Below are 22,463 nucleotides of genomic sequence, written 5' to 3' on the forward strand. Positions count from 1 at the left end.
CGTTGTGGGGAGGGTGCGAGTGTCACTCGAATGCTTCGTTCCGGTCACCCGCTCGGGCGAGCTCGCCGAGCCTGTGCAAGCCGCATCGTGAACGGTGTTGCCGTGAACTCCGAGTGAAAGCGAGACGGGCATGACGGTATCTGCCATACGCGGCGCGCTGCTGGACAGCCGGCGTCGACGCATTGCAGCGGCGGGGTGCGCGGCTGCCGTCCTGTGTGCCGTGCCCACGGCGCCGGCCGTGGCGCAAAGCGGGACGGGCGGCGGCGCGCCGACCATCGTCCTGGTCCACGGCGCGTTCGCGGACGGCTCCAGCTGGAACGGGGTGATCGAGCGGCTGGAGCGGCGCGGTTACACGGTGATGGCTCCGGCCAACCCGTTGCGGGGCCTGCACAGTGACGCCGCGTACATCGCCTCGGTGCTCAAGTCGGTCAAAGGTCCCATCGTGCTGGCCGGCCACTCCTACGGAGGTGCCGTCATCAGCTCGGCCGCCGCGGGCAATGCCCAGGTGAAGTCCCTGGTGTACATCAACGCGCTGATGCCCGACGTCGGCGAGAGCGGCATGTCGCTGTCCGCCCGTTTCCCGAGCGCCCTGGCCACCGCCACCGACTCGGTGCCGTACCGCACCGGTGACATGAGCGGCACCGACCTCTACCTCAAGCGGAGCAAGGTGCAGCCCGTCTTCGCCGCCTGCCTGCCGGCGGCTCAGGCGTACCTCCTGGGTGTCACCCAGCGGCCGGCGGCCACGACCGCGTTCTCGGAGAAGGCCGAGGTCGCCGCGTGGAAGGACATTCCGTCCTGGGCCCTGATAGGTCGTCAGGACATGACCATCACTCCCGCGCAGGAGCGCTTCGAAGCCAAGAGGGCCCACTCCCACACAGTGGAGATCAACTCCTGCCATGTCTCTCTCATCGCCCACCCCGACGCCGTCGCCGATCTCATCCTGAAGGCGGCGAACGCGGCCGGCTCCACTCCGCGGCCGGGAACCAGTGGGAGCAACGGGCGCATCAAGTAGCTGGCCGTCCGACTGCGGGCGGCTCGGGTCTCTGATCGGGCGGTACCCGGGCGGCGCCGCCGGCGCGGACCTGCGGCCGGCGCGTGATGGCGGCGGCCGACCGCCCTGGATGTGGACGCATGCGCCGCGGGGTCTCGGAGCTCAGGGCTTGTGGGGTGAACGGCTGTGCGTGGCGTCGACGTGCCAACTTCTCGATGGCCGCCGGGGTCGGGGGTGTGAAATTGACCAGTTGCCTGGGGTCGCGGAACAGCAGCGACCGGAGGCCCCAGGGCATCGTGGTGGGCCCGGTGGCGAAGTCGGTGACGAAGCCGGTCAGGTTCTGGTGAACGCGGTCCACGTCGTCGACGAGGAACTCGGTGATCACGCTGTGGTTGTCCGCCGGACGGGCAGAGCCCGGGGCGGCAGGGGGACCGTCTTGGTGCTGGAGACGTGCGACGTCGTGGATCAGGTCGGGGACGCCCAGCAGCTCCGGATGCTGCCAGAGGCTCAACGCCGCCTTCTACGGCTACACCGGCCAACTCGGTAGCTCAGAATTCGATCACCTCATCAGCCTTGAACTGGGGGGCGACGCCAACGACCCCCGCAACCTCTCGATCGAAGAACCCGACCCCGGCCACCGAACCCACGGCGGCGTCAACGACCGCAAGGACCCCGTCGAAGCTCAGCTGCACACCGCCGTCTGCTCCGGCAAGATCACACTCGCCGCGGCACAGAAGACGATCGCCACCGACTGGACCACCACCCTGCAACAGCTCGGGCTGAGCTGACGGCACACCGCCGCAACGGCCCCGCGTGAGCTCGATCAGGCGCACAACGCCCGCGTCACCGATGACAGTGCGCGGAGTTCGGTGTGCGGCACCTGTCCCATGCTCAAGCAAAAGCGGGAGGCAGGCTCGCACACGGTAGCCGCCGCCGATCCGGCGGCGGGCATTGAAGTGGCCGCCGTAGACGGCGACGCGCTCGCGCAGACCGATCAGACGGCGCCCTGCTCCGTCGTCCTTGCGCTCATGACGACCCGTGCTCACGGCGTCGGCCGACAGCACGTTCGGTCCGCTGTTGAGCACCTCGACCCGCAGGCCATGGTCGGCATAGCGCACGGTCACGGTCGCCGTGCCGCCGTCGGCGTACTTGAGCGTGTTCGTCAGCGCCTCCTGGATGATCCGGTAGGCGGTGACGTCGATGCCGGGCGTCAGCGGTCGCGGTTCACCGGAGATGCGCACCGCGGCCGGCAGGCCGGCGAACGCGACCCGGTCGACAAGGGTGCCGAGTCGGCTCGGGCTCGGCTGCGGTGCGAGCCCGGACAGGTCCCCTTCGCTGTGCCCGGTGGCGTGGTCGCCTCCGGTGACGGCGCCAGCAGGCCCAGCAGGGGGCGCAGTTCCGTCATCGCGTCACGGCCGGCACCCTCGACCGCCTCCAGTGCGGTCTCCGCCGGGTCCGGCAGAACGGCCAGTACCTCGCGGGCGGCCGTCGCCTGAACGACCATAAGGCTGATCTTGTGGCTGACGATGTCGTGCAGGGCGCGGGCGATCCTGGCACGCTCGGCCGCTACGGCCGTACGGGCGGCGGTCTCTCGCTCGCGCTCCAGCAGCCAGCGCCGGTCCTCCAGGATCCAGCGGTAGCGGCGTCGGACGCGCGCCAGCGGCACGCTGCCAGCCCCGGCAACCGCCAGGCTTATCGTTGCGAGGGTGCTGAGCAGCCAGCCCGTTCCCTTGTCGTCTGGGCCTTCCCGATGGGGGGCTGCCCCACACGGCCACGCCGAGGCCCGCGACTGGTCCAGTACCTGGATAGGACTCGACGTGCTGGCGGTGTCGGGGCTGATTGCGACAGCCGTCCTGCTGCGTTCCCGATCGACCTACCTGGCTCCGATGGCCTCCGCGACTGCCCCGCTGTTCGCCATCGACGCCTGGTTCGACGTGATGACCGCCCTTGCCGGGACCGACGGGCGTCTCCGTTGCGCCCCGCATGGACGAACTTCTCGATCCCGCCCTCGGACGCCAACGAGGATTCCGATCCGCGCAAGCTGTACCGGCACCTGACAGCACCGAAGAAGCTTCTGACGTTCACCGAGGAAGAGGGCGGCGACGCCCACTGGCCCCCCGGCGCTCTCCGTCTGGCGATGGCGCGCGTCTTCGACTGGCTCGACGACACGAGCTGACGCCGGATCTCTATTGATCGCACCTGCCTGGATGCGTACATCTGTTCTTAAGTAGTGTACGTTTGTTCTTATGAACGAGGCGGAACTCCCGGCAGGCGAAGGGCGGCGTGTTCGTCGGCATGACCCGGAGCGCAGAACGCGCATCCTGGACGCCGCGCTCGACGTGCTCGTGACGGACGGGGCGGCCGGTATGACGCATCGGAAGGTTGCCGCACGTGCGGACGTGCCGTTGGGGTCGGTCACCTACCACTTCGCGAGCCTGGCCGAGCTTCAGAAACAGGCCTTCGCCTGGTACGTAGAACAGCGGACCGCGGAGTTCGAGGGCCTCTTCACGGAGGTGAAGACGCGCGAGGACCTGATCGGGGTCCTGGTGGAGCTTGTCCAAGGGGGACCGTCCCGGCGCCGCAGCGCCGTCCTGGGCTTCGAGCTGCACCTCGCGGCTCTGCGCGATCCCGCTCTGCGCGCCCTGACACAGAAGTGGACCAGGGACAGCCGCGCTGTTCTGGCCCGCTTCACCGGGTCGGAGACCGCCGGCCGTCTGGACGCGTTGCTGGAAGGGCTGATCATGCATGCCCTCCTCGCGACGGAGCAGGAGCCGCGGGAGGCGACGCGAGCGGCGATCGTGCAGGCCCTCGCACCGGTCGCCGGATGAGGCACGTGTACGCGGTCGTCGCCCCCGAGCCGCGGCGGCGAGAGACCGCTGCCGCGGTCAGGTCGACGCACGCGGTCTTCGCCGGTCTGGGACTCGCCGGGGCGACCTGGGCGTCCCGGCTGCCGCAGATACGGGCACGGGTGGACTGGGATCCGGCATCGCTGGGGTTCGTGCTCCTGATGATGGCCGTCGGCGGTGTGGTGGCATTGCCGCTGGCCGGAGCGGTCGTCACACGTGTCGGACCCCGCCGGACCGTCACCGCAGTGGCCGTACTGGTCGGCGTCGCTCTCGGTGCCGTGGCGCTCGGGTACGCCCTCCGGGCGCCGCTGCTGGTGGCCGGGCTCTTTCTGCTGGGCACGACCACGGGCTTCTGGGACGTCGCGGTGACCGTCCACGCCGCTGCCGTCGAACAACGGCTCGGCCGATCGCTCATGCCCCGCTTCTTCGCCGGGTTCAGTCTGGGTACGGTCGCCGGCGCCTGTCTCGGTGCGCTGATGACTGCGTGGCAGGTCCCCGTAAGTCTCCACATCGGCGGGATCGCCCTGCTCATCGCCCTCGTGACGCCTGCGGCCGCCCGGCATTTCCTCCCTGGGTCCGCACCCGGCGGGACCGGTGCGCCACAGGCGAAGGCGGACCGCTCGGGGCGGACCCCGTGGCGCGACCCCCGCACGGTCGTCATCGGTCTCATCGCACTGGCCTTCACGGTGGCGGAAGGGGCGGGCAGCAACTGGATAAGCCTCACCGTGAGCGACCGCCACCACACCACGGCCACCCTCGGGACCCTGGCGTACGCCACGTTCCTCGCCGCGCTCACGCTCGGCCGCTGGCTCGGGCCGGCGATCGTCGACCGGCTGGGCCGGCCCGGCGCCCTGCGGGCAGCCGCCGCTGCCACCGCCGCCGGTGTCGTCCTGTTCGCGCTCGGGCCGAACTCCTGGACGGCTTTCACCGGTGTAGTGCTGTGGGGAACAGGCGCGGCGCTCGGCTTCCCCGTCACGCTGAGCGCCGGTGCCGATGAACCCGTCCGTGCCGCCGACCGGGTCGGTGTCATCACCTCGATCGGATACTGCGGCTTCGTCGGCGGTCCTCCCCTGATCGGATTCCTCGCCGGCCACACCGCACTCGCACCCGCCCTGCTCGTCGTCGCGGTCTTCATGGCGGGGTCCGTTCCCCTCGCCAGCACCGCCCGCCCCGACCCGCTGATTTCCCGCGCACCGGCCCAGAACACCACCCCCGTCACGCCGAGGCCCCGAGCACGCCAAGGAGAACCCGATGCCGAACAATGCGCCCCTGATCGCGGTCAGTGACGCCGAACTGACTGAGCTCCGCGACCGGTTGGAACGCACGCGATGGGCCGAGCCCTGGCCGGTCGACGGTTGGGAGGCCGGTACCGACACGGCGGAACTCCGCCGCCTAGTCGCGTACTGGGCCGGCGGCTACGAGTGGCGAGTCCACGAGGCCGCCATCAACGCCCTCCCCTCACACCTCGCCGACCTCGACGGAACACCCGTGCACTACCTCCGCTTCGACGGCGAACACCCGGACGCGCTGCCGATCCTCCTCACACACGGCTGGCCCAGCTCCTTCCTCGAACTCACCGCCCTCGCCGAGCGGTTGGCCGCCCCCTCTCGCCACGGAGGCTCACCGGCCGACGCCTTCACCGTGATCGTCCCCTCACTGCCCGGATTCGCGTTCTCACCGCAGCGGCCCGAACTGACCGACAAGGAGCAGACGCACCACCTCTGGCACCGGCTCATGCACGACGAACTCGGCTTCGAGTACTATGCCGCGCACGGCGGCGACCTGGGCGCCGGCATCACCTCCCGGCTCGCCGAGGCCCACCCCGAGGCAGTCGTCGGCATCCACCTGCTGGCCGTGGCCGCCCCAGCCGCCTACGACCCCGCCACCCTCACCCCGCAGGAGCGGGCCCACCTCGAATCCGTGGCAGCCTGGCAGACGCAAGAAGGCGGCTACCAGCACCAGCAGAGCACCCGCCCCCTCACCCTGAGCCACGGCCTGGCGGACTCGCCCGCCGGGCTGCTCGCCTGGCTCGTCGAGAAGTACCGGGCGTGGAGCGACTGCGGCGGTGACCTCTCAGCCCGCTTCAGCGACGACTTCCTCCTCACCCAGGCCTCCCTCTACTGGTTCACCGGCACGATCTCCACCTCCTTCCGGCCCTACTACGAGTACGCCCACGGCCTGACCCGGCGCGTGGAGCGGGTCACCGTCCCCACGGCCGTCGCCCTGTTCCCCGCCGACCTGAGCCGGCCGCCACGCAGCTGGGCCGAGCGCACCTACAACATCACCCGCTACACACACATGCCCCGCGGCGGACACTTCGCCGCCCACGAGGAACCCGACCTGCTGGCCCACGACATCACCGAGTTCTTGCGGGCCCACCGTCCCTGAAGTCACTTCGTGAACCGGCTCCCCGCACCACTGTGACGTCGGCCCTCCGGGCAGCGGTCAGTTGGCGGTAGTCCTGGACGGCTGGACTGTGGGACGGTCGGGGTGTACGGAGAAGACGGCACCCTGCGCGTGTCCGGGTCCGGTTCCGCGAGCGGTGTCAGTACCCGGCCGGCAGGTCAGTGACGGTGCCCGCTGCGGTGGTCGCGGTCGCCGCCGCGGAGGTCGCGGTCATGTCCCCAGGAGACGGCGTCGACGAACCCGGCGGTCGTTGCGCAGGGTCGCGGTGTCACCGCGGTCGTCCCACACCTCGCGTCCGCGGTCCTGGTAGACGTCGGTGCGGGGGTCACGGCCGTAGCCGGTGTGGACGCGGACCGTGGCCCGGCCCTGGAGCCACACGTGGTGGAAGGTGTAGGTGCGGCCCGGCTAGTCCCAGAGGGTCCAGCCGCCCAGGTTCACCGCCCGCCGGGTGGCATTGGTGGCCTCCGCCCACTCCCTGTTCAGTTGGCGCACTGCCCGTCGGGCCGGGCCCGCAGAAGGTCTAGCGGGTCCAGCAGCAGCCCGCGCCGGGCAGCTGCCACTACCGCACCGAAAGCGGGGAACCGCTGCCGGATCCCACGTGCAGCCTCGAGCTGGGCGGCGATCTAAACGCCCCCCCCCCCGGAACCGGGGGCGGAAGAGCCCGGCCCGGGCCACCGACCCCACAGCTGTACACCGCCGTCTGCACGGGCAGGGTGACACTCGTCACGGCACAGAAGGCGGTCGCCACCGACTGGACCACCGCCCTGCACAAGCTCGGAGTGAGCTGACAACACCTCACCACCACGCTCGTCTGCCGGCTGGCCGGTGCCCGGCCGGGGCTGTCCGACCGTGATGCTCGCAGCCCGTCGTCTGCATGCTGGCCCTGGCCCGAGCTGAGCCGGTCACGAAAGATGGATCTATTCGCCTTGGTCGAGGGCCGGGTCACCGTCCTGAATGTGGCAGGCGGGGCTTTGTCCCTGCTCCATGAGCCCGACCGCCCAGGGCATCGGACGGACGCCCTTCAGCCGGACCACGCCTGGGGCAGGACCCAGGAAACCGGCGGGCTGGGGCGGGGCGAGATCCGGTCGGGGTGACGGGCTGGGCATACGGGGATCCACCTCGACGTGGGAGAGGTCAACCAGCCAGGAACCCGGGATCCTGGGGGCGAACGGGGGGCCACGACATGTTCGGGCGCCGACAAGCCCACCGGCAGCCGGGAGGCGGCCGCGAGGAGCGGTGCGTTCACCTCCACGCCCACCGCGAGCGGCAGGCGACGCTCTTCATCGGTCAGCAGGTCACTGTTCTGGACCCACTCGTACGGCTCCTCGTTAAGGGTGAGCGGGACCGGCTTCCGGGGGCGCCGGGTCCACCGGCTCCAGTCCGAGCGAGCCGGGATTCGGGGCAGGCACCCAGTTCCCGGTCGCCGTATCCCGGACCGGGCGGGTGGGCGGGCGCAGCGCGGTCATCAACTCCAGGCCTGCCAGGGCGGGTGAGCCGCGCGGGGTGATCACCCGCTCCGCATAGAGGCCGAGAGTGCTGGCGATACCGGCTGAGTCCATTTCCTTTATCCAGCGTCCGGCTTCCGCCATGGCTGCAGAGCTGCCCCCAGCTCGTGCGCGCCGCAGCTAAGACGATGACGGCCCCCCAGACGCCCGATCGGGGCGATCGGGGCCCACGAGTGCTGCCAGGGAACTCGATCCGGGCGGCATGGGCCGCCACGTCACCACGGTGCGGGCGGCCGCATGCGTGGCGCCTTGCCTCAGGCGGCACGGCGGAACGCCACGCACGCTGTTTTGGGCGCAGGCGTCTGCCCAGGTCGGGGAGGGAGCCGTGCGGGGCCCCGGTCGTGTCGGCGCCCGCCCGGGATTGCGTTGAGAGCCCGGGCGGCCGCTTGGGCTGGACGGGGCTGTGGTCGTTACGGGCGCGCCGCGTACGAGGTGAACGGGCGAGCGGCGAGGTCCTCGGTGGGGCGGGCACACGGCCGGGCGGACTCATCCGGGCGGATGACGAGAGCGGGCGGGAGTTGGACGGGCGCTGGTTCATCATCAGGCTCCTCGGCAGGGTGAAATGTCAGTTGAACAAAGGTGATCTCAGCATCCCTGGAGGTGGGAAAGGATATGGGGCGGCGGTCTGGGATGCGGGACAAATCCGCGCTCACGCTCCCGGCCCGGTCCGTACGGCGAACCGTCCGCAGGGCCGCCGCTTGCGGTGTGCCACTGCCGGGTGCCGCCGGTGGCCGGCACAGCGGCCCTCTTCCGCCCGATCGTGCGGGCGGCCCCTCTTACGGGTGAGCCCCCCGGGCACGCACCGCGGGCAGGGGCCGCATGCCCGGCACCGGCGCTCGGCCTTGACCATGCACCTGGGCGGGGCCCCGGCCGGCAGTCGCCCCGCGTCAGGAGCAGCGCAGCAGAATCATGAACCCGTAGTCCATGTGGAGCTGCTGGTGACAGTGGAACAAGGACAGCCCCGGCTGGTCGGCGGTGAAGTCGAAGTCGAGGGTCTGGTAGCCGCCGAGCATGACGACGTCCTTGTGCAGCCCGCTGGTAGGGGTGCCTGCGATGTGCGTGATCTCGAAGGTGTGTCGGTGCAGATGGACGGGGTGGATGTCGTCGGAGGCGTTGCGCAGCCGCATCCGGTACCGCTTGCCGCGCTCGATCTCCAGCACCGGTTTGTCGGCGTCCAGGGAGAACGGGACGCCGTTGAGGGGCCAGACGTTGAATCCCTTCTGGGCGGCGTTGCGCTTCTCCACCAGCAGGTCGATGGTGCGGTCGGGCCGCCGGGCGGCGGAGCCTGAACCGGCGAAGGTACGGTAGTCCCAAGTGAACGCGGGCGGCGCGGACCACTGTGGGGCCCCGCCGCGGCCGGCGTACTCCACCACGGTGCCCATGCCTGCGTTCCGGTCGTCGTCCGACAGGTCGCCCAGCACCCACACACCCGGGTGGTTCATCTCCACCACGGCCGAGACGCGTTCTGCGGTCCCGATCCACAGCACCGGCACGTCGGCCCGGCGGGGTACGGGGTTGCCGTCGAGCGCGACGACCTGGAAGGTGTGGCCGGGCAGGGCGAGGCTGCGGATCTCGGTGGCGCTGGCGTTGAGGACGTGGAACAGCACGCGCTGTCCGGTCCCGACCTTGATCGGCTCGCCGTGGCCGAGTTTGCGGCCGTTGACGCTGAAGGCGCGGTAGCCGACCTCGTACCCGCGCGGCATGCCCCGGGCCAGGGAGTCGGCCATGGCCCGCTCGCCCCTGCGTCTCAGGTCCGGCACCTGGGAACCGGCGAGGGGTGCCTGGGTCTCTTCCCCGCCGTGGCTGAGGGAGGGCTCGAACTCCTTCAGCGTCAGGAACACCTCCTGGTCGTAGGCACCGGGGTTCGTCTTCGGCTCGATGTAGACCGGGCCGGCCTGACCGGAGTAAGTGCCCCGCGTCAGGTCACCGAGCGCTGCCACATGGGTGTGGTAGAAGCGGAAACCGGCCGGGCCGGGGGTGAAGGACAGGCGCCGCATCCCGTGCGCGGGGATGTACGGCGTGCCCTCCTCGGCGGCCCCGTCCACGTCGGCGGGAACCCGCTGGCCGTGCCAGTGCAGCAGCTCGGGGGTGCCGGTGTCGTTGTGCACGTCGACCACCACCGGGCGGCCTTCGGTGAACCGCAGCAGCGGACCGGGGGGAAGCCGCCGTTGTACGTCGTGGTGGTGACGACCGACCCCGGCGCGAGCTCGACCTGACCGGTCGCGATCCGCAGCGTGTAGTCCGCCTTCCGCGAGAGCCGCGGAAGCCGAACGGCCTCATTCGTCCCCGCCCGCGAGTCACAACCGACGACCCTGCATACACCTGCGCCGGCCAGCGCGGCCACGCCCCCGAGCCTGAAGGCATCGCGACGAGAGATGGGCATGGCTCCGTTCCCTTCCTGTTGCCCGGCTCGACCCACTCAGACCGCGGGCACCCTGAGCGTTTTTGAGATTACACACGGTGAGTACTCTGCCTCGAAACCGACGCGTCCTGCTGTGGCGGCGTCATGGCACCTGGTCGCCTGTATCTCCAGGGAAGAAAGAGCGTGGTGCCTGCACCATCGGGCCGTCGGAGGGGGCGTCGGACCGAGGCACACGCGAGAGCTTTTGGGCTGCGCCCGTACGCAAGGCCAAGGCCGCTATGCCGATATCGGTGACGTCACCAGGGGCATTCAGCAGGGCATGGAGAGCCCTGCGCAACAACTCCCGGATGCCTGGCCGACGGCTTGGCATCCGTCAGCGCAACGGACAGAAAAGGCCGACCCCATGCGTTACGACCGCGCGGTTCACCTCGACACAGACTTCGCCACCGCCGTCACCAGGGTTCGCGAGGCCCTCGCCGAGCAGGGCTTCGGCGTCCTCACCGAGATCGAAGTCACCGCCGCCCTCAAGACGAAACTCGACCAGGACATGGAGGACTACGTCATCCTCGGCGCCTGCAACCCGGTGCTGGCCCACCCGGCCCTGGCGGCGGACCGCACCACCGGTCTGCTGCTGCCGTGCCACGTGGTCGTCCGCACCGACGGCGACCGAGCCGTCGTACGGGTCCTGGAACCGCAGACGATGATGGCTCTGACCGGACTCGACGCCCTCCGCCCGGTCGCAGGTGAGGCCACCCGCCGCCTCGACGCCGCTCTGACATCTCTCACAGGAACCGACGGGGCCCAAGGAGGCTGACGAATTCCCGACCCGGCAGATCCCCGCGGCCCCCCGCGTTCCAGCAACGGTGGTCCTCTTGATCGAATCGCCAGTTCGCGCCGGCGGTGGGGTGGAGGTTCCGGTGGTGTGCGAGGCGCCGGTCGCCGCGGACCCCGGCTGCGGCGCAGTGAAGGTGCACGCAGGCCTAAGGGCCTGGTCGGGACCCAGCGGCCCGTGGTGCAGGGCGCACGACTGGCCCAGGCTGGAGGGAGGAACCATGAAGGGAGCGGGTGCGATGACCTCCGCCACCAGCACGACCACGGCCCTCGAGGCCGCGCACCGCGAGCGGATGAAGGCGGACACGCAGGCCGGCATCGGGCCCGGAGCCGCAACCGGCGCGGGCATCCCCCTCCGTTCCGCCTCCTGACCTCCCGGCCCCCGCTCCGTGTCGTCTGCGTGTGCGGTCGTCGGCCAGCCCTCGGCCTCCGGCATCGGCCGGCCACTCCGCTGGCAGCGTTTGGGGAGCCGTCGGGGGCGCGCCGCGCCCCAGGCGACCGCGTACACGAGGCCGCAGGGCGCCGACTTCTTCGAAACCGCCCTGGCCTACGGGTGGTTCGGCCGCTCTGAGCGGCCTCGCCGAGTGGCAGTGGCAGTGGCAGATGAAGTGGTTCGGCCCGGAGCCGGTCATGATCGCAGCCAAGGGCGGCCTGCGCATCGCCGGGGACCGGCTGGTCCACTACGCCGGTCCGGCATGCTGGGCAAGGGTGTCGAGGCAGGCGCTGTTGCGCTCGCTGAACTGGTGGCGCACGGCCCGATCCATCACCGGAAGGTCGTCATCGCACTGTCCGTCCTGGCGGGCTGGGTCTTCGCGGCCAACGAGCACCGGCCACTGGGCCACAAGCCGGCCTCACGGGCGGATGGCACGAGGGCTTCTCCTCCGGCACACTTCGCGGGGACGACGGCGCCAGCGGCGAAGACGCGCAGTTGGTCTATGAGACTGCTGCGGTTGAGTGACAACGAATACGGGCCCGCGAGCATTCACGATGTGGCGAGTCGGTTTCCTTAGATTTTTGTCGGCTCTCCAAGATGCCGCGCTGCAGCGTGTTTGCCACATCCGTCGCCTATGGAGGTTGTCGAGTGGGTCTTCGTCCCTGGGTTGCAGCGCCGTTGGCGGTTGCGGCCGTCGTCCTGGTGTCTCCGACGGCCAGCGCCACTGCGCAGGCGTCGACGCGGCACACGTCCAGTTCCCTGAGGCTTTACGACGGGGGCGATGATGCCGGTGGTCCCCGCAATCCCTGGCGCAACTGCCACAGCCCGCGCGGGGTCGTGCTCATCGACAAGAACCTGAGGATGGTACTGATCAACGCTCAACGCGGGCCCGAGGCCATCCTCCTGCAGGGGCCCGCGAATGTCTCGTCACCGGAGGCGCCGTGGAGCAGCTTCACCGTCGTCGGGTACTTGAGCGTGATGTACCCCACCAAAACCTCTGACAGGTACCAGTTTGAAATCCGTGACTTCTTCAGGGTGCACCCGCTGCTCGTTGTGAAGGCCTTCGCCCAGCACAAGCGAGTCTTCCCGTTCCCCGCCACCCACTGCATCGACGAGGACGACCGCGGTGGCGGCAAGGATGGTGCTCGCCCTCACGGTGGCGCCAGTGCCGATGGCGGGGACTCGTCCGGCTCCCCGGCGGGGAGCGCCAATCCCTCTGATCCGAGTGACGCCAGGGCAGCCGACTGGAGCGCCAGCCTGCTCAGCGGGAAGCACATCATGTTCGCGGCCGGCGGTCTGCTGCTGATTCTGGGAACGCTGGCGTTGGCCCGGCTTCGTCGGCGCTGACACCAGCCCCCGCGAACCGCACGCCCCCTTGCCCAGCGGCTGGTCGAGGACATCTTCACCGCCCTCGACGAACAGAGCGTGGTCGTTCCCGGCACCGGCACGCTCGATCTGATCGTGCCGTCCCCGGCGAAGTCGCTGGCCGCCGTTCACGAACAACGCCGGGCCGCAGGCGTACTTTCTGCGACAAGCTCCTCGCCGATCGACCAGTCGATCGTCTCCTCGAGTGATGCTTCGGCTGATTCGCCGTTCGTTGCGTCGTTCGTTCGGTTGGTCATCCGCGCCCTGCTTCTGACATGTGACGGGCCGCCCGCCGAAGGCAGGGCGAGAGCCCGGCCACTCCTGGCAGTCGCCGGGAGTGGCCGGGCCGCATGGATCGGATCGGCAGTCAGGGCAGCCGGTAGTCCTCGTTCAAAGCTGCGCCCGCCTCCGGATGCGACTGGTCGTAGCCGCGGGCGTCGCACTGCAGGCCGCCCACGATGCAGTGGTCGACCAGCGCCTTGAGTGTGCGGTCGTCCCAGGCGTTGAAGAAGTCGTAGTGGAAGGAGTAGCCGCGGCCACTGGCCAGGTGCACCTGGGACATGTCTCCGTTGACCGGGAAGGCCATCTTGAACTCGATCATCGGCACCGCCACCGGATGGTCGGCGGGACAGACGTTGTCGTTCGTGCCGGGCTTGACGACCGGATAGGCCATGTGGCTCTTGTGGTCTGGTGTGTCGAGGTACTTGCCGTCCCAGCAGCTGGGCGCCTGGAAACGTATGTTGAGCTGGACGTCGGCCCTGTTGGGGCAGCTCGCGGGGAAGTCGGTGTTGAAGTAGCTGTCGCCGCATTCCCAGCCCTCGACGAAGCCGGGGTGGTGGCGGAACTCGTCAGCGCTCTGCATGGGGTTGCCCACGACGAACCGCAGCCCCTTGGGGAACGGCCGCACGCTGGTGTAGTCGGTGACGCCGGACTTGTAGTAGATGGTCTGCGGTCCGACGGGGAGGATCTTCTGGTCCCCGTTGTAGAGGGAGGGCATCCAGTATCCCGAGGCGTCGGCGGGCGCCTTGCAGGTGGTGGCGCCGCCGTCGAGAGAGGCCGTGGTGCTGTACGCGTTGGTCGAGGTGTTACCCATGAACGTGTGGTCGTGGGACTTGCCGGGCTGGCCCGGATAGACGATCGGGTCGTCAGGAGCGGTGTGCGTTACCGAGCAGTTGGCCTGGAACTCGTGGAAATAGCGGTGTGGCGGGTCGGCCCAGGACGGCGTGACGCCGGTGACCTGTGGAACGGCCGGTATGTAGCCGTCGCCGTCCGGGTCGTCACCGGACGGCAGTGTGGACACGGCCAACGTGTGCCCCGTGTGGGCGGCGACACTCCCCACCGGGGCGTGACGGCCGATGCCGGGGTCGGTGGCGGCGGAGGCGATGGTGCCGACACCGAGGGCGCCGGCGACCAGGGCGGTGCCGAGGAGCAGTGCAGAGAGCCGTTTCGGACTCGATCTCATAGGGGTCTCCTGCCCGTGGAGTGGGAAGAGGGGCCCCGCGCCGGAGTGCACACGGGGCGGTTGCCATCGGTTCGGCGCTGGTGGAACCAGGTGCGTGTTCCACCAGCGTGCTCGGGGTTACAGCGGTCAGCTGTAGATCCCCAGCTCATGGAGGGAGTAGCCCCAACTGGTGCCACGTGCGGTCAGTTGCAGACGCACGTACCGGGCGGTGGCCGAGACGTCGATGGTGTCCACGTCGCCGTCACCTGCGGTCGTGGAGTACACCGAGCGCCAGGTGGTGCCGTCGTCGGAGACCTGCACCTCGTAGGACTTGGCGTAGGCCGGGTCCCAGACGAGTTGCATCTTGTGCAGGGCCTTCGAGGCGCCGAGGTCGACCTGGAACCACTGCGGGTCGCTCCAGTCGCTGGCCCAGCGGGTGTTGGTGTTGCCGTCGACGGCCAGCCCGGGGGTGCAGGGGCAGTCGCCGTAGGACTGCTGGGAGGAGGAGGCGGTCGCGGGCCGGTTCAGGGCCACGTTTGTCCCGCTCACCGGCGGGGCGACGACCTTGACGGACTTGGTCTCGATGCCGGCGTTGCCGTGCCCGTCCTCCGCCTGGAGGTAGACCTTCCACACGCCGAGCTTCTTCGGTGCGGTGACGACGAAGGTGCCGTTGCCGGTGGAGCGCCACTGGGCCGGCACGAGGCTCTTGTCGCCGTTCGCGTAGTTGCCGCTGAGGAACACCTTGTACGTGATCGGGTCGCCGTCAGGGTCGTGGACGTCAGCGTGCACGGTGAACTCGCCGCCGGCGGGCGCGGAGGAGGCGGGAGAGACGGTCATGTTGCTGATGACCGGGGGCGTGTTGTCACCCGCTGTCGAGCCCGTGTACGCCTTCTTGACGGCGTAGTACGACAGGCGCTTCAAGCCGTCGGGCACGAGGTTGAACCACACGCCGCCGAAGTCGTGTTCGGTGCCGTAGTGAAAGAGGGTGGCTCCCAGGGCCACGCTCTGGTGGCCGGTCACACAGTTCCAGGCGTTGGTGTAGCCGTCGGCCTTCTGCGCGTCGGTCGGCTCGTCGGGAATGCCGTTGACGTCGTTCGGAACCTCCCACTCGCCGGCCGGTCCGGTCTCGGTGATGATGTACGGCTTGGTGTAACCGCCGTCGATCCAGTCCTGGCGGACCTTGCACACGTTGCTGTACGAGTTCACCGCGTACAGGTCGAGGTCGGGTGCGTTGCGCTTGTAGTACGGCCACGCGCCGGTCCAGGCGTCGGTGGAGGTGACCGGGTGGTCGGGGTCGATACTGTGAATCTTCTTGGCGACATCGTTGACGAAGCTGGTGTACGCGTTGCGCTCCGCCTCCAACTGGCTGCCGCTGTAGCAGTTCTGCAGACCGAGCACCGACTCGTTGCCCACGTTCCACATCAGCGTCGCTGGATGGCTCTTGTAGGCCTCGACCCACTTGGCGAACTCGGCCAGCGAGTTGTTCTTGTACGTCGTGTCAGTGACATAGTCGACGCAGCCACCGGCTCCCGGCCCGCCGCCGGGCTGGAGCCAGAATCCGTTGATGACGCGGATGCCGTTGGCCGCCGCGGCGTCCAGGAGTGTCTTGCTGGAAGCGTCAGTGCCCCAGGTGCGGATCGTGTTGGCACCCATCGCCTTCACGTCCGGCAGGTACTTTGGGCCGTCGGAGACCGCCGGGCCCCACGTGACTCCCTTGACGGTGTACGGCTGGCCGCCCACGGTCAGGCGCCAGTTGCCCTGGGTTCCCTCGACTTTGACGGCGCCGAAGGCGGGGGGTCCTGTGTCGGCCGGGGAGCCGTAGACCTGGAACTCCCACAGCGAGTATCCGTACCCGCTGGAACGGGTCAGTCCCTTCATCCGGATGTAGCGGCCGGTGCCGGACACGGCGAGGTCGTCGGTGCCGCCGTCGCCGCCGGTCACCGTCTTCAGGGTGTGCCAGTCGGTGCCGTTGTCGGACGCCTGGATCTCGTAGTCCTTGCCGTAGGCCGTCTCCCATGTCAGGACGACACGGCTGATGTCGGACTCCTGGCCGAGGTCGACCTGGAGCCACTGCTGGTCGCTCCACTGGCTGGCCCACCGGGTGCCGGTGAGGTCGCCGTCCACCGCGGCGGCCGCCGAATAGCCGTCCCCTTCCTGCGAGGAGGCGGTGGCCGTCTTGCCCCGGGACAGCAGGGTGTCGGCCGCGTGTGCGCTCGGTGCGAGCGCCACGGTGATCGACGATGCGAGAAGGGCGCCGAGGGCGAGAAGAGACACGTCGGCCCGGCGTGGGGTGGGGACGATCCGGGAGGGTGGTCTGAACACGGGTGTGCTCCTGACAGTCGGTTCGCTGCGGGTGTGGCCCCTTCGGGCCGAAGTGCGGGGCGGGTTCGTCCGGTCCGGAGGGGAGTCGTTACCAGGGCCGCGCGGGAGCGGTACGGTCCCCGGCGCGGGGTCAGGGGTAGGAGACGACTGTCGACGGGACAGTCGAGGTGCCCGAGGTCGGCTGCCCTGTGTCGTCGATGACATGCTCGTACTGGCCACTGCCGCCCAGGGAGGCCACCAGGAGGTCGTGGAACTTCACTTCGGGCTGCACGGCCGCTTCGAATCCGCGGTCCTGCCGGATGGAAGGGTCTGCTGTGTCGTTGCAGTAGCTGCCCATGCCCCAGGCTTCGTGCGTGGTGACCGAGTCGTCGACCTTGTAGGCGGCGTACCCCTTGGTGGCACCATTCTGGATCACGGCCTGGTTCGGTGCGTCGTAGGCCTTCTCGTTCTGGAAGAAGACGGTCCGGCCGCGCTCGCCGTGCCATTCGACGTCGTACTTGTTGAAGGGCTTGACGAACAGGCCGGTGGCCAGGACCTCGTCGCCCTTGACGCGGACGCCGTAGTCGGCCCGATTCGTATCCCAGCCCACTCCGTCGCCGTGGTCGGCGCGCCACACCCAGGTGTGGTCGGTGATCGTGTCGTTGCTGTCGACGACCAGGCTGGTGGTGGCCTTGCCTGGCCCCGCACCGCCGATGCGGTAGTAGACGTCCTGGATGGTGGTCGGGTTGGCCGAATGGTCCACCGTCGCGCCGGTGGGACCAATCTCCAGCGGGGTCGGACAGTTGACCGGGCCGGCGTCGATGAGGAAGCCGGCGAGCCGGACTCCGTCGGAGGCCGGCGTTCCGTAGTTCTCCCGGCTCGACGCCGTTACAGGCTTCCCAGGTGACAGCAGTGCGGGAGCCGCCTGTTCAGGGGTGGCTGGCAACAGCACGAGCAGGGCGCTGACCAGCGCGCCTACCAGAGCACCGCGCGGACGGTCGAGATGTCGCCGGTGCGGCGGTCTCACCACGGGCATACCGGTTACGGACACGAAGTCGTCTCCTCGAGGGAGAAGTTGGGAACAGGAGGATCGGGAGAGCGCTCTCCCGCACCATGCGCCTCCGGCATGTATCCGTCAATAAGGCCAACACACTTTTCTTTCGGCTTGACTTAAGTCGGCGGATGCCCTTGATGGTTGATGCCGTCGTCGGCGCGCCCGGTGCCCAGGAGCTATGCCCTTGCGAGCCTTCATGCGCGACCGCCACCGGCCCGGCTCGACAGCAGCGCATCCACGTTCAGCCCGGCGGACAACATGGCCGCGGGCGAGGGCCGACAGAACAAGTCAACCTTGAGCCTGCGTGATCGCCGTGGCCGATGAGCCGCTCCGTCGACGGCCGGCTCGCCCCCTGTCCGCGGTGGGGCCGGACAAGGGCGAACGCGACGTAGCCGACGTGGGCTTCGCCTCTCACGTCAGCGGCCTGCTCGGCTTGGCGTGCAATGATCGTCGCGAACCGGGCGACCCAGCGGCGGCCGCAGCGCCGTAAACGCGGCTCGCATGCCGAGGCCGCCTACGGCAAGCCCCTATGCGCTTTCCCGCACGATCAGTTCAGGGGCGAACATGACGGACGTCGGTTCGGCGCGTTCCCCTCGGATATGCCCGTCGAGGAGGCGCGCCATCTCCGCTGCCATCAGCTCGATCGGCTGACGGACCGTTGTCAGCGAAGGCCGGCACTTCAAAGCAATGCCGGAATCGTCGAAGCCGATCACTGCCACGTCGTCCGGCACCTGTCTCCCGCCCTCCCGGAGCACCTGGCAAGCGCCCTGGGCCATGAGATCGTTGGCTGCGAAGACGCCGTCCAGGTCCGGATGCTCGGCGAGCAGTTGCGTCATGGCGGCCATACCGCTGTCCAGAGTGAAGCCGGCCTCGACGACGGGGACGTCCGGATGACCGTTGCGGGCCAGCGTCTCGCGAAAACCGGCAAGTCGCTCCCGACTGGCGGAAACGGCCAGCGGGCCGGCCACCGTGACCAGTCTGCGGCAGCCGCGCTCCAACAGGTGCTGCGCCGCGAGCCGTCCGCCTTCCCGATGGTCGAGATCCACATAACTCAGCGGTACCGGGCCCGCCGGGCGGGCGAACAGCACGGCGTGCAGCTTTGCGCCGGCCAGGATGCCGGGCAACGGGTCGTCTGCATGCGTGGAGACGACGAGCGCGCCGTCGGCGCGACCTTGCCGCAGGTAGGCGAGAACCTCCTGCCGATCGTCGGCGCAATCGGCGAACATCAGCACGGGATGCATCGAGCGGGGCCGCAGGAAGCCGACGACTCCTGCGACCACCCGACCGAAGAACGGGTCTGAGAAGACACGGGCGGCGAAGGCCTCCTGACTCTCGATCGGCACATCACCGGCTCCGGAAACCACCAGAGCTATCGTCTCGGCGCGCTTTGTCACCAGCGAGCGCGCGGCCCGGTTGGGGGCATACCCTGTCTGCGCGATCGCCCGGTGGACCAGGTCCTGGATCAGCGGGTCCACGTTGCGCACGCCGTTGACGACCCGGGAGACGGTCGCTCGGGAAACCCCCGCATGCCGAGCGACGTCCTCCAAGGTAGGACCCCGTCTGCTCATGCCCACACCTTAAAGGCAGGCTACAGGCCCCGCCAGGGTCTGTTGCGGAAGTGGATCTCGGCCGTGGATGATCACACTCTGTGAGCGTGGGTATCTGACGAACAGCCAGTGGGCCCGGCTGGAGCCGTTGCTGCCGCAGGGGGTGAACCGGGCCGGCCCCCAGTGTGGACGCGACGGCAGCTGATAGACGGCATACGATGGCGGACCCGGACCATTGCTCCCTGCCGTGATGTGCCGGAACGCTAAGGACCCTGGGACCGGAGCTACGACCTGTTCCGGCGCTGGCAGCGCGACGGCACCCGGGCCAGGCTCGTCACCCGGCTCCAGGCTCAAGCCGACGCCAATGGCTCGATCACCTGGGACGTGAACATCGGCTCCACCATCTGCGCGGCCCACCAGCACGCCGACGGGGGCGTCGAAACGGGGGACCTGCAAAAGGAGCCGCCCGGCGGCATCGCCGTCGAGCCGGCCGACCACGGCCTGGAACGCTCGCGGGGCGGGCTGACCACCAAGGTCCACCTCGCTGTCGAGCCGGGGCAGAAGCCGTTGTCCGTGCTGGTCGTGGCCGGCCGGCGAGGTGATTCTCCGCAGTTCGAGCCGGTCCTGGAGGCGATTCGGGCGCCCCGGCTCGGTGCTGCGCGTCCCCGCAGCAGACCGGACCGGACCGGGCGACAAGGCGTACGACTCCCGCCGCAACCGCGCCTACCTGCGAAGGCACGAAATCAGGTAACCATCCCAGTCCTGCCGACCGCGTCCGCAACCGCAAGAAGCTCGGCTCCCGAAGCGGCCGGCCGCCGAAGTTCTACAAGACCGACTACCGCGAGCGGCATGCCGTCGAGGGCGGGATCAATCGCTTCAAGCACCACCGGGCCGTGGCCACGAGGTACGACAAGCCCGCTGTCCGCTACGAGGCGACCGTGCCGATCGCAGTCCTCAACGAATGGCTGTGCCCAACACTTTACTGGTCACAACCTAGGAGCGGATGTGCGTGCGGGCCTGCTCGATCCACCCCAGCACGGCCTTGGCGCCGCAGCTCTCGGCGACCGACTGCGCCTCGTCAAGGTGGTGGAACGCCGCCGCTGCGTCACCCGTTTCGGCCGCGAGGTAGGCCAGTGCCACCAGGCCAGCCGCTTCCCCAGGCCTGAAGCCGATCTCATGGCGCAGCTTCACCGATTCGGTCAACCGCTCGCGGGCCTGATCGAAGCGGCCCGCATCCTTGTCGGTGAAGCCGAGATGCCGAATCGCATAGGACATCGTCATCCGGTCGTCGACGGATTTCGCCAGCGTGTACGACCGCTCGAAGTACGGCCTGCCAGCGACGCCGTCGCCCTTGACCACCTGGTACCAGCAGCCGACCCAGAACAGCGCGTCCGCCTCACCTGACGCATCCCCCAGACGCTCGTACAACGCGGCCGCGCGCTCAAACAGCACCAGTTCCTGGGAGTTCTCTTTGCGGTCGTTCAGGAAGCGGACGTGCAGCACTTTGCCGCGCGCCAAGGCAAGCGGCGCCTCGACCGAGTCCAGCACCTCATCAGAGCGGTCCAGCGCAGACGTGTCTCCGCCGAACATCGCTGCTTCGAACAGCTCTCCCGCACGTTCGATCCAGTCCTGCCCTTGCATGCCCCGGCCCCTCCCCGTCGCGACGATGACAGCGTCGAGGCTATCTCCGTGCTCCCGGCAGAACGCGGCAATTTCGGGAGGCGGCTTTCGAGCACCCCAGTCGCCCGCGAGCTGGGAGAAAGCCTTGCCTGGGTGGTCGAGTCCAGGCGGCCTACGGGCTTTCACAGGCCCGAAGAGCTGTCCCGCATATGGTCGGCGGGACGGCGGCGCCAGGTGCGGGCGGATACTCGCGAGACTCCGGCGCGGCAGCTGTGGCACCCTGCGGGCATGCCAGAGCTGCGTGTTCATGCAGGCCGCCACTACGCCGTCCAGTTCCACTACGCGTTGCCGGACGACGCGTGGTGTCTGGAGCTGAGCGAGGCCGTGCCGGCGCCAGCTGCGTGGGCTGAGATTCCCAACGCCGGGACGCACCTGCCCGGAGCCGCCTTCATGGTGGCGGTGATACCCGACGAGGACCCGAGCTTGGAGCCGGCCGTCCATATCCACAGCCACGACGAGCACGTCATCCCCTACGAGATCATGCGCTGGTTCATGGAGCAGGTGGCCGAGCAGGTCGAACGCTGCCGCCTCGCGTTTGAGCAGGGAGCTCCTGAAGCGGTGGAATGATCAGGCAGTAACCGGTTGTGCGCAGCGTGGACTGCACCCTGGTCCCCACCTCGCAGGCCCGGCAGCCCAGACACTGCGAGGACTGCTCCTTGAGGACGGGGTCGCAGGGGTCCAGGTCGCCCTTGTCGCGAGGCCCTCACGGCTCAGCTCCGTCCTCGTCGTCGTCCAGCCCCGGAACGTCCGGGTCACGCAACGGACGCCAGGTGCCGCCGCCGACCGGGACGCAGGCGTCAGGCTGTGGCGGACCAGCACGTCGAGGTTCTTGTCCCTCGGCGGCGCCAGTCGTGCGTGCACTCGGCGACGACGTCGGGCAACGACCGCGCTGCGGAGTTCTTCACCGTCGTGCCCTCAAGCCGTACCGGCGATGCGGCGGAGGTGGCGAGTTGTCCACGTTCGCTGCCGAGGGGTCCGCCAGGGGCGGCTACGGTGCCGCGATGAGTGCGGGCAGCTCGCGCATGTCGTGGAAGACGGTGGTGTCGGGACCTTCAAGTCGTTCAGCTGGGGTGAGCCCGCCGGCGTAGCCGAAAGACCGCATGCCGGCGGCGCGGGCGGCGCGGACGCCGGGCCGGCTGTCCTCGACGACCACGCAGGCTGCGGGGTCGACGCCCATCTGCCGGGCGGCGTGCAGGAACAGGTCGGGGGCGGGCTTGCCGCGTGAAACCTCGGTGGAGCTGAAGATACGGCCCTCGAATCGCTCGTAGAGTCCGGTGCGGCCAAGGGTGTGCCGCATCTTGTCGTGGGAGCCGCTGGAAGCGACGCAGGTCGGCACGGTGAGCGTGTCGAGGGCCTGCGGCAGGCCCTCGACCGGCGTCAGATCAGCGTCGACGGCCTCGTGGTGGAGCTGTTCGAACCTGTCCGCCCAGACGGCAGCCGTGTCGTGGCCGAGCCGGGCGGCAACCTGTTCGCGGATGGCCGCGTGTGAGCGTCCGATGAAGCGGTCCACGATCTCCTCCTCGGTCAGTGGCCAGCCCAGCTCGGCCCCGAGGGCGGCCTGCACGCGTGCGGCGATGCGTTCGCTGTCGACCAGCACGCCGTCGCAGTCGAATATGACGAGTTCGATGGGCTTGATCATCCCGGCAGCATACGGTTTCGCGCGTCACCCGGCCGTCGTACTCCCGGGGCGTTCTACCGGGA

19 protein-coding genes and 3 pseudogenes are annotated in these 22,463 nt (G+C 69.3%); 10 read left to right on the forward strand and 12 right to left on the reverse strand.

Going from position 1 to position 22,463, the window contains the following annotated elements:
• Nucleotides 1-238 precede the first annotated feature (238 nt).
• Nucleotides 239-1,012 carry an alpha/beta fold hydrolase gene (locus ACGFZN_RS31610; RefSeq protein ID WP_393861861.1) on the forward strand — a complete coding sequence of 258 codons (774 nt, stop codon included), beginning with the start codon at nucleotides 239-241 and terminating at the stop codon, nucleotides 1,010-1,012.
• Nucleotides 1,013-1,190: 178 nt separating this feature from the next.
• Here ACGFZN_RS31610 and ACGFZN_RS31615 read toward each other — a convergent pair.
• The 3 genes and pseudogenes from ACGFZN_RS31615 to ACGFZN_RS31625 form a co-directional block, all read right to left on the reverse strand.
• Nucleotides 1,191-1,435, reverse strand: a pseudogene (locus tag ACGFZN_RS31615) (VOC family protein); the annotation flags it as partial.
• A 104-nt stretch (nucleotides 1,436-1,539) separates the two neighbouring features.
• On the reverse strand, nucleotides 1,540-2,232 hold the full coding sequence (locus tag ACGFZN_RS31620) for a sensor histidine kinase (protein ID WP_393861862.1): 693 nt from the start codon (nucleotides 2,230-2,232) through the stop codon (nucleotides 1,540-1,542).
• Complete coding sequence (locus ACGFZN_RS31625) at nucleotides 2,202-2,657, reverse strand: histidine kinase dimerization/phosphoacceptor domain-containing protein (protein ID WP_393861863.1); 456 nt, start codon at nucleotides 2,655-2,657, stop codon at nucleotides 2,202-2,204. Before ACGFZN_RS31625 ends, ACGFZN_RS31620 begins: the two co-directional genes overlap by 31 nt.
• A gap of 306 nt (nucleotides 2,658-2,963) precedes the next feature.
• On the opposite strand from ACGFZN_RS31625, the gene ACGFZN_RS31630 reads away from it, so the two are divergent.
• From ACGFZN_RS31630 to ACGFZN_RS31645, 4 genes are all read left to right on the forward strand, one after another.
• The gene (locus ACGFZN_RS31630; RefSeq protein ID WP_393861864.1) at nucleotides 2,964-3,167 is read left to right on the forward strand and encodes a hypothetical protein; all 204 of its coding nucleotides are present in this window, start codon (nucleotides 2,964-2,966) and stop codon (nucleotides 3,165-3,167) included.
• A gap of 70 nt (nucleotides 3,168-3,237) precedes the next feature.
• Entirely contained in the window at nucleotides 3,238-3,819 is a 582-nt protein-coding gene (locus ACGFZN_RS31635; RefSeq protein ID WP_393861865.1) for a TetR/AcrR family transcriptional regulator, read from the forward strand.
• Nucleotides 3,816-5,123 carry an MFS transporter gene (locus ACGFZN_RS31640; RefSeq protein WP_393861866.1) on the forward strand — a complete coding sequence of 436 codons (1,308 nt, stop codon included), beginning with the start codon at nucleotides 3,816-3,818 and terminating at the stop codon, nucleotides 5,121-5,123. The genes ACGFZN_RS31635 and ACGFZN_RS31640 overlap by 4 nt, the downstream gene beginning before the upstream one ends.
• Nucleotides 5,089-6,225 carry an epoxide hydrolase family protein gene (locus ACGFZN_RS31645; protein WP_393861867.1) on the forward strand — a complete coding sequence of 379 codons (1,137 nt, stop codon included), beginning with the start codon at nucleotides 5,089-5,091 and terminating at the stop codon, nucleotides 6,223-6,225. The genes ACGFZN_RS31640 and ACGFZN_RS31645 overlap by 35 nt, the downstream gene beginning before the upstream one ends.
• A gap of 228 nt (nucleotides 6,226-6,453) precedes the next feature.
• On the opposite strand, the gene ACGFZN_RS31650 is transcribed toward ACGFZN_RS31645, so the two are convergent.
• From ACGFZN_RS31650 to ACGFZN_RS31660, 3 genes are all read right to left on the reverse strand, one after another.
• Nucleotides 6,454-6,621 (reverse strand): hypothetical protein, encoded by a 168-nt coding sequence (locus ACGFZN_RS31650; protein WP_393861868.1) that lies wholly within the window; start codon nucleotides 6,619-6,621, stop codon nucleotides 6,454-6,456.
• A 950-nt stretch (nucleotides 6,622-7,571) separates the two neighbouring features.
• Nucleotides 7,572-7,802, reverse strand: a complete 231-nt coding sequence (locus ACGFZN_RS31655) for a hypothetical protein (RefSeq protein ID WP_393861869.1) — start codon at nucleotides 7,800-7,802, stop codon at nucleotides 7,572-7,574.
• 833 nt (nucleotides 7,803-8,635) lie between these two features.
• Nucleotides 8,636-9,895 (reverse strand): multicopper oxidase family protein, encoded by a 1,260-nt coding sequence (locus ACGFZN_RS31660; RefSeq protein ID WP_393861939.1) that lies wholly within the window; start codon nucleotides 9,893-9,895, stop codon nucleotides 8,636-8,638.
• A 618-nt stretch (nucleotides 9,896-10,513) separates the two neighbouring features.
• On the opposite strand from ACGFZN_RS31660, the gene ACGFZN_RS31665 reads away from it, so the two are divergent.
• From ACGFZN_RS31665 to ACGFZN_RS31680, 4 genes and pseudogenes are all read left to right on the forward strand, one after another.
• On the forward strand, nucleotides 10,514-10,924 hold the full coding sequence (locus ACGFZN_RS31665) for a DUF302 domain-containing protein (RefSeq protein WP_393861870.1): 411 nt from the start codon (nucleotides 10,514-10,516) through the stop codon (nucleotides 10,922-10,924).
• A gap of 238 nt (nucleotides 10,925-11,162) precedes the next feature.
• Nucleotides 11,163-11,312 (forward strand): hypothetical protein, encoded by a 150-nt coding sequence (locus ACGFZN_RS31670; protein WP_393861871.1) that lies wholly within the window; start codon nucleotides 11,163-11,165, stop codon nucleotides 11,310-11,312.
• Between the two features lie 899 nt (nucleotides 11,313-12,211).
• A complete protein-coding gene (locus tag ACGFZN_RS31675; RefSeq protein WP_393861872.1) occupies nucleotides 12,212-12,721 on the forward strand; it encodes a hypothetical protein in 510 nt (169 codons plus the stop codon).
• Nucleotides 12,722-12,748: 27 nt separating this feature from the next.
• Nucleotides 12,749-12,886 (forward strand): annotated as a pseudogene (locus ACGFZN_RS31680) (IS110 family transposase); the annotation flags it as partial.
• A gap of 220 nt (nucleotides 12,887-13,106) precedes the next feature.
• On the opposite strand, the gene ACGFZN_RS31685 reads toward ACGFZN_RS31680, so the two are convergent.
• From ACGFZN_RS31685 to ACGFZN_RS31705, 5 genes and pseudogenes are all read right to left on the reverse strand, one after another.
• Nucleotides 13,107-14,201, reverse strand: coding sequence for a DUF1996 domain-containing protein (locus ACGFZN_RS31685; RefSeq protein WP_393861873.1), 1,095 nt, complete (start codon nucleotides 14,199-14,201; stop codon nucleotides 13,107-13,109).
• A gap of 126 nt (nucleotides 14,202-14,327) precedes the next feature.
• Nucleotides 14,328-16,502: a discoidin domain-containing protein gene (locus tag ACGFZN_RS31690; RefSeq protein WP_393861874.1), complete on the reverse strand. Its 2,175-nt coding sequence runs from the start codon at nucleotides 16,500-16,502 to the stop codon at nucleotides 14,328-14,330.
• A gap of 130 nt (nucleotides 16,503-16,632) precedes the next feature.
• A pseudogene (locus ACGFZN_RS31695) lies at nucleotides 16,633-17,331 on the reverse strand (coagulation factor 5/8 type domain-containing protein); the annotation flags it as partial.
• A 731-nt stretch (nucleotides 17,332-18,062) separates the two neighbouring features.
• A complete protein-coding gene (locus tag ACGFZN_RS31700; protein WP_393861875.1) occupies nucleotides 18,063-19,103 on the reverse strand; it encodes a LacI family DNA-binding transcriptional regulator in 1,041 nt (346 codons plus the stop codon).
• A gap of 972 nt (nucleotides 19,104-20,075) precedes the next feature.
• Nucleotides 20,076-20,723 (reverse strand): tetratricopeptide repeat protein, encoded by a 648-nt coding sequence (locus ACGFZN_RS31705; protein ID WP_393861876.1) that lies wholly within the window; start codon nucleotides 20,721-20,723, stop codon nucleotides 20,076-20,078.
• A 267-nt stretch (nucleotides 20,724-20,990) separates the two neighbouring features.
• On the opposite strand from ACGFZN_RS31705, the gene ACGFZN_RS31710 reads away from it, so the two are divergent.
• Nucleotides 20,991-21,329, forward strand: coding sequence for a hypothetical protein (locus ACGFZN_RS31710; protein ID WP_393861877.1), 339 nt, complete (start codon nucleotides 20,991-20,993; stop codon nucleotides 21,327-21,329).
• 421 nt (nucleotides 21,330-21,750) lie between these two features.
• Here the strand turns inward: ACGFZN_RS31710 and ACGFZN_RS31715 are convergent, their stop codons facing one another.
• Nucleotides 21,751-22,401, reverse strand: a complete 651-nt coding sequence (locus tag ACGFZN_RS31715) for an HAD family hydrolase (protein WP_393861878.1) — start codon at nucleotides 22,399-22,401, stop codon at nucleotides 21,751-21,753.
• Nucleotides 22,402-22,463 lie beyond the last annotated feature (62 nt).

Source organism: Streptomyces sp. NPDC048192 (assembly GCF_043202415.1).
Classification (GTDB): domain Bacteria; phylum Actinomycetota; class Actinomycetes; order Streptomycetales; family Streptomycetaceae; genus Streptomyces.